Genomic DNA, 5,906 nt, shown 5'->3' on the forward strand with positions numbered 1-5,906 from the left:
CTTTGTGAGCCGCCAAGCACACTTAAGAGGAGTATCAAAGATGGACGACTTCGAAAGCCTAAGCCACAGCCGCTGGGAGTGTAAATACCACGTGGTCTTCATTCCCAAGTGCCGCAGGAAGGTGCTGTACGTACAACTCAGGCAGCATCTCGGAGAAATTTTCCGGAAGCTGGCAGAGCAGAAGGAAAGCCGGGTGCTGGAAGGGCATCTGATGCCGGATCATGTGCACATGCTGTTATCGATTCCACCGAAATTCGCGGTGTCGCAGGTAGTCGGGTACATGAAGGGCAAGAGTGCGATTCATCTTGCGCGGGTGTATGGGGAGCGCAAGCGTAATTTCGTCGGGCAACATTTCTGGGCCAGAGGCTACTTTGTCTCAACGGTGGGTCGTGATGAGACGATGATTCGGGAATACATCAAGAATCAGGAAAAAGAGGACCAGAGGCTGGAGCAGTTGCAGCTGTGGTCATAGGGCTTGCCACCTTGGGTGGCATTTGATTGGGGCGCGTTAGCGCCACCATTTAGCCGCTTTGAGCGGCTCACATTACGAAAGCCCCCGGCTTTGCCGGGGGATTGTTACTGCCCGCTGCAGCCGCAAGCTCCCGCAGCCACCGGGGCGGTCTTGGCCACATCGACCACCAGCTTGCGCCCCTCGGCCAGCGCGGCGCGCGCCTGGCGGGTGGCGTCGAGCATGTTCGCCAGCGCGGCTTCGGTTTCCGGCCAGCCGCGGGTTTTCAGGCCGCAGTCGGGGTTGATCCACAGGCGGTCTGCCGGGATCACTTCCAGTGCCTTGGCGATCAGCCTCAGCATCTCGGTGACCGGCGGCACGCGCGGGCTGTGGATGTCGTACACGCCCGGGCCGATCTCGTTCGGGTAGTGGAATTCGCCAAAGGCCTCCAGCAATTCCATGTCCGAGCGGCTGGTTTCAATCGTAATCACATCGGCATCCATCGCGGCAATCGCCGGCAGGATGTCGTTGAATTCCGAATAGCACATGTGCGTGTGGATCTGCGTGGCATCCTGCACGCCCGAGGCCGACACGCGGAATGCCCGGCCCGCCCATTCCAGATACTCGGCCCACTGGGCATGCTTGAGCGGCAGGCCTTCACGGAAGGCCGGCTCGTCGATCTGGATGATGCCGATGCCGGCGTTTTCCAGATCGCAGACCTCGTCGCGGATTGCCAGCGCGATCTGCAGGCAGGTGGTTTCGCGCGGCTGGTCGTCGCGCACGAAGGACCACTGCAGGATGGTCACCGGGCCGGTGAGCATGCCCTTCATCGGCTTGGTGGTGAGGCTCTGCGCGTACTGGCTCCACGCCACCGTCATCGCCTGCGGCCGCGCCACGTCGCCGAACAGCAGCGGCGGCTTCACGCAGCGGCTGCCGTAGCTCTGCACCCAGCCGTATTCGGAAAACGCGTAGCCGCTCAGCTGCTCGCCAAAATACTCGACCATATCGTTGCGCTCGGCTTCGCCGTGCACCGGCACATCCAGGCCCAGCTCGTCCTGCTTGTGCACCACCAGCGCGATCTCGGCCTGCATCGCCGCCTCGTAAGCGGCGGCGGACAATTCACCGCGCTTGAAGGCGGCACGGGCGGCGCGGATTTCGGCGGTTTGCGGGAAGGAGCCGATGGTGGTGGTGGGCAGCAGCGGCAGATTGAAGCGCGCGCGCTGCGCTGCCTGGCGCAAGGCAAACGGGCTGTGGCGGCGGCTATCGGCCAGCGTCAGCGCCGCTACCCGCTCGGCAACGGCCGGGTTGTGGATGCGCGGCGAGGTCTTGCGGCTGGCGATGGCCTGCGCATTGGTCGCCAGCGCGGCATGCACATCGGCGCCGTTGAGCGCGCCCTTCAGCACATTCAGCTCGGCAAGTTTCTGCTTGGCAAATGCCAGCCAGGCCTGCAGCTCGCCATCGAGCTTGCTTTCCTGCGCCAGATCGACCGGCACATGCAGCAGCGAGCAGCTGGCGGACAGCCACAGGCGCTCGCCCAGTCGCTCCGCCAGCGGGCGCAGCGTGGCCAGAATGCCGTTCAGGTCGCTCACCCACACATTGCGGCCATTGATCACGCCCAGCGACAGCACCTTTTCGCTGTGCCAGCCATCGACAAAAGCCTGCAATTGTTGCGGTGCGCGCACCAGATCGAGGTGCACGCCCTGCACCGGCAGACGCTTGATCAGGCCGGCATGCGCCGACACATCATCGAAATAGGTCGCCAGCAGCAGCGACACGCCGCGCGCGGCCAGCGCGTCATACGCCGGCTGGCAGGCGTCGAGCCAGGCTTGCGGCAAATCCAGTGCCAGCGCCGGCTCGTCGAGCTGCAGCCATTGCACCTTCAGCGCCGCCAGGCGATCAATAACCCGGGTATAGGCCTGCAGCAAAGCAGGCAGAAGGGCCAGCTTGTCATACCCAGGCTGCTTGGCTTTCGACAGCCACAGGAAGGTCAGCGGACCGGGCAGCACGACTTTCACCGCATGGCCCAGGGTCAGCGCCTCTTCGACTTCGTGGAACAGCCAGTCCACACCGCCGTCGAAGCTGGTTTTCGCGTCCAGCTCCGGCACCAGATAGTGGTAATTGGTATCGAACCACTTGGTCATTTCCATGGCCGGCTGCGCCGCATTACCGCGCGCCAGTTCGAAATACTGCGCCAGCGTCAGCGTTTTCGCGTCAAAACCGAAGCGTGCCGGCACGCTACCAAACAGCACCGCCGCGCCCAGCATCTGGTCGTACCAGGCAAAGTCGCCAACCGTCACGACATCCAGCCCGGCCTCGCGCTGCCATTGCCAGTGCGTGCGGCGCAGCGTCTTGCCGACCGTGGCCAGCTCGGCCTCGCCGATCTCGCCGCGCCAGAACTGCTCTTGCGCGAACTTCAGCTCGCGGCGCGCACCGATGCGCGGAAAGCCGAGAATGTGCGCGGCGACCTTCTCTGCTGACTGATGAGTATTGCTCATTGATAATACCTCGAACGATGAATGTGTTTTGCATCATCCGCGCCTGCCGCGTATTATTCCAATTCATAATTTTCAGGCATGGCGTGAAATTTCCTCACGCAACCCGTAGGGTGTGAAAATCCCAAAGGGATTTGCGCACCAATCCACAGCCCACGTGCGCAAATTCCGAAGGAATTTGCGCACCCTACCTTGCCGCCATCCCGGACCTTAAACCATGCAATCCATCCTCGAACTGCGCCATCTGAAAACGCTGCAGGCCATCGCCGCCACCGGCAACCTCACCCGTGCCGCCGAGCGCCTGTTTCTCACCCAGTCGGCACTCTCGCACCAGCTGCGCCAGCTCGAAGAGCATTACGGCGTGCCGCTGGTGAACCGCAAGAGCACGCCACTGAAGCTGACCGCCGCCGGCGACCGGCTGGCGCTGCTCGCCGGCCAGGTGCTGCCGGCGGTGGCGGCCACCGAGCGCGACATCGCGCGCCTGCGCGAGGGCGAGGCCGGCTCGCTGCGCATCGCGGTGGAATGCCACACCTGCTTTGACTGGCTGATGCCGGCGATGGACCGCTTCCGCGCGCACTGGCCCGAGGTCGAGCTGGACATCGTGTCCGGCTTTCATGCCGACCCGGTGCAGCTGCTGTTCGAAGAACGCGCCGACCTGGCCATCGTCAGCGAGCCGGAAGACGACGCCGCGCTGTACTGCCAGCCGCTGTTCGCCTACGACATGGTCGCGCTCGTCGCCAACGACCACCCGCTGGCCGCCAAAGCCTGGCTCGCCGCCGAGGATTTCCGCGACGAAACGCTGATCACCTACCCGGTTCCCGACGAAATGCTCGACCTGCTGCGCAAAGTGCTGAAACCGGCGGGCATCAACCCCAAGCGCCGCACGACAGAATTAACCGTCGCCATGCTGCAGCTCGTCGCCAGCAAACGGGGGATTGCCGCGCTGCCGCGCTGGAGCGTGCAGGGCTATCTCGACAAGGGCTATGTCACCGCGCGGCCGGTCACGCAGCAGGGCCTGCGCAGCGAACTCTACGCCGCCGTTCCTGCCGCCCATGCCCAGCTGGCGTATATGCAGGATTTCCTGCTGCTGATGCGCGAAGTGAGCGCGGAGAATTTGCCGGGGGTATCGCTTCTCAACCCATGAAGATAAATGGCTGTAGCCGGATACCCATGCCGTAGGGCGGGTTAGCCAAAGGCCTAACCCGCCAATCAGTGTCGAGAAGTTGAACGGTCAAAAAGGGTGTGGTTGATTTACCGACAGCTCAGCGCGGGTCTCGACCCGCCCTGCAAGGCTTGCTACTTGACGGCTTCGCATGCAGATGCAATGGCCTCGAGATTTTCTCTCTTAATATTCATCACCAACTGGACAGCATCATTGGCGGGAATATGTGCCAGCAAACTTCCATTGTCACCAGCGAAAATTTTTACTACAAACGGCTCAATATCAACCCCAGACTTTATTGCCAGACTCTCTGCTTCAGATTTTGACCCCACCCCGGGCTTCACTGCTTTTATATCAAGCAAAGGGGCGATAATTTTGTCAAAATCTCTTCCTCTGATGCATTGCACCGAGTTGGTTTTATTTTTAAATGTCTTCTGAATCGCATAAACCCCGTCTACCCTTGAGGTCTGGACAGTCAGGTCGAACTCATCTGTGAGATAACTCAATGATCTGAATTCCACCACTGGTATTGAGAACAATGTGGAGCCATTCTCAATATTACTTCTTGACGGAATATGAGAGAGTACGGCATAAGTAATAAGGCCGACCAGGTAAGAAAGCAGAGAAATTATTATTGATTTCATGAGACCTGCACCAGCGTACTCCCTACATCGGCCCAGTTAAATAGACTCTTTGCATCGTCCTCTGACAGTCTTACACACCCATGCGAGCCAAACCAATCGCTAATGCCTCTCCCTAGTCGAACTGCGGTGAAGGATGGTCCATGGTATTGATGAAAGGCCTTGCCGTCGGACGGGCTCTGTTGCATAACTCAGCCACAGGCCGAGACTCCCCAACCCCCTGACGGATTCAGGCCACGCGCACCGTCACCGGTGTGCCCAACTGTGTGAAGCGGTTCAGCAGGGCGGCACGAACCTGGAGCTCCGCTACCTGCCGCTCAAACGTGCGAGCCTTCACCCGTTCACCCAGCAATTTGAAACAGCGCATCTTGGCTTCAACCAGACTGCGCTGGTGGTAAGTACTCCAGCGTTTCCAGATCGCGGGCCCCAGCCGGCGCATCGCGCGCAGCGCTTCGTTCCGCACCCTGGCGCCGTCGCTTTGGTCTTTCCACGGCTGGCCGTTTTTGCGTACCGGAATGATTGCTTCCGCCCCGCGTGCCGCAATCGCGGCATGGCACGCCTTGGTGTCGTAAGCGCCATCGGCGCGAACGCTGGCAATCGGCTCGTCGGCTGGAATCTGCGCCAGCAAATCCGGCAGAACCGGTGCATCACCGACGCCATTGCCGGTGACCTCAATTGCGCGGATTTCCAGCGTTTGCGCATCAATGCCCAGATGCACCTTGCGCCATTGCCGGCGGTATTCGGCGCCATGTTTTTTGCGTTTCCACTCGCCTTCGCCGAGGAATTGGATGCCGGTGCTGTCGATCAGCAGGTGTAAGCCACCCTGGCTGCGTCGCGCCGGAATCCGCACTGTCAGAGTCTGCTGACGACGGCTGAGCGTGCTGTAATTCGGTGCCTGCCAGTCGAGGCCGGCCAGCTTGATCAGGCTCTCGACCATGCCGATGGTCTGGCGCAGAGCCAGGCCGAACAGCACCTTGATCGATAGGCAAAACTGGATGGCGGCCTCGGAGAAGGTGGGCTGCCGCCCGGCCTTGCCGCCGGCCGGGGCATACCATTGCATGGCTGGATCAAGCCAGATCAGCAACGAGCCGCGCGCCTTGAGCGCGGCGTCGTAGTCACGCCAGTTAGTGGTTTTGTACTTGGCTGGGGCGGGCTTGGTCATC

General features: G+C 61.2%; 6 protein-coding genes. 2 read left to right on the forward strand and 4 right to left on the reverse strand.

The window, feature by feature from the left end; genetic code table 11:
- The first annotated feature begins 40 nt into the window (after positions 1–40).
- Positions 41–472 carry an IS200/IS605 family transposase gene (tnpA, locus tag C515_RS0116230; RefSeq protein WP_028455501.1) on the forward strand — a complete coding sequence of 144 codons (432 nt, stop codon included), beginning with the start codon at positions 41–43 and terminating at the stop codon, positions 470–472.
- Between the two features lie 104 nt (positions 473–576).
- On the opposite strand, the gene metE is transcribed toward tnpA, so the two are convergent.
- The gene (gene metE, locus C515_RS0116235) at positions 577–2,943 is read right to left on the reverse strand and encodes a 5-methyltetrahydropteroyltriglutamate--homocysteine S-methyltransferase (protein WP_051305039.1); all 2,367 of its coding nucleotides are present in this window, start codon (positions 2,941–2,943) and stop codon (positions 577–579) included.
- Positions 2,944–3,157: 214 nt separating this feature from the next.
- On the opposite strand from metE, the gene C515_RS0116240 reads away from it, so the two are divergent.
- Positions 3,158–4,084 (forward strand): LysR family transcriptional regulator, encoded by a 927-nt coding sequence (locus tag C515_RS0116240; RefSeq protein WP_028456368.1) that lies wholly within the window; start codon positions 3,158–3,160, stop codon positions 4,082–4,084.
- Between the two features lie 152 nt (positions 4,085–4,236).
- Here the strand turns inward: C515_RS0116240 and C515_RS0116245 are convergent, their stop codons facing one another.
- The 3 genes from C515_RS0116245 to C515_RS0116250 are packed head-to-tail and all read right to left on the reverse strand — an operon-like array spanning position 4,237 to position 5,905.
- Positions 4,237–4,746, reverse strand: coding sequence for a hypothetical protein (locus tag C515_RS0116245; protein WP_144290503.1), 510 nt, complete (start codon positions 4,744–4,746; stop codon positions 4,237–4,239).
- Positions 4,743–4,931, reverse strand: a complete 189-nt coding sequence (locus C515_RS24955; RefSeq protein ID WP_081687011.1) for a L,D-transpeptidase family protein — start codon at positions 4,929–4,931, stop codon at positions 4,743–4,745. Before C515_RS24955 ends, C515_RS0116245 begins: the two co-directional genes overlap by 4 nt.
- A 41-nt stretch (positions 4,932–4,972) precedes the next feature.
- On the reverse strand, positions 4,973–5,905 hold the full coding sequence (locus C515_RS0116250) for an IS5 family transposase (RefSeq protein ID WP_028456099.1): 933 nt from the start codon (positions 5,903–5,905) through the stop codon (positions 4,973–4,975).
- Between the last annotated feature and the right edge of the window lies 1 nt (position 5,906).

Source organism: Chitinilyticum litopenaei DSM 21440 (genome assembly GCF_000428145.1).
Taxonomy (GTDB): domain Bacteria; phylum Pseudomonadota; class Gammaproteobacteria; order Burkholderiales; family Chitinibacteraceae; genus Chitinilyticum; species Chitinilyticum litopenaei.

Excerpts from the sequence above, each read along its gene's own strand:
- metE (WP_051305039.1), bottom strand. The coding sequence starts at position 2,943 with ATGAGCAATACTCATCAGTCAGCAGAGAAGGTCGCCGCGCACATTCTC.
- C515_RS0116245 (WP_144290503.1), bottom strand. The coding sequence starts at position 4,746 with ATGAAATCAATAATAATTTCTCTGCTTTCTTACCTGGTCGGCCTTATT.
- C515_RS0116240 (WP_028456368.1), top strand. The coding sequence starts at position 3,158 with ATGCAATCCATCCTCGAACTGCGCCATCTGAAAACGCTGCAGGCCATC.
- C515_RS0116250 (WP_028456099.1), bottom strand. The coding sequence starts at position 5,905 with ATGACCAAGCCCGCCCCAGCCAAGTACAAAACCACTAACTGGCGTGAC.
- C515_RS24955 (WP_081687011.1), bottom strand. The coding sequence starts at position 4,931 with ATGCAACAGAGCCCGTCCGACGGCAAGGCCTTTCATCAATACCATGGA.
- tnpA (WP_028455501.1), top strand. The coding sequence starts at position 41 with ATGGACGACTTCGAAAGCCTAAGCCACAGCCGCTGGGAGTGTAAATAC.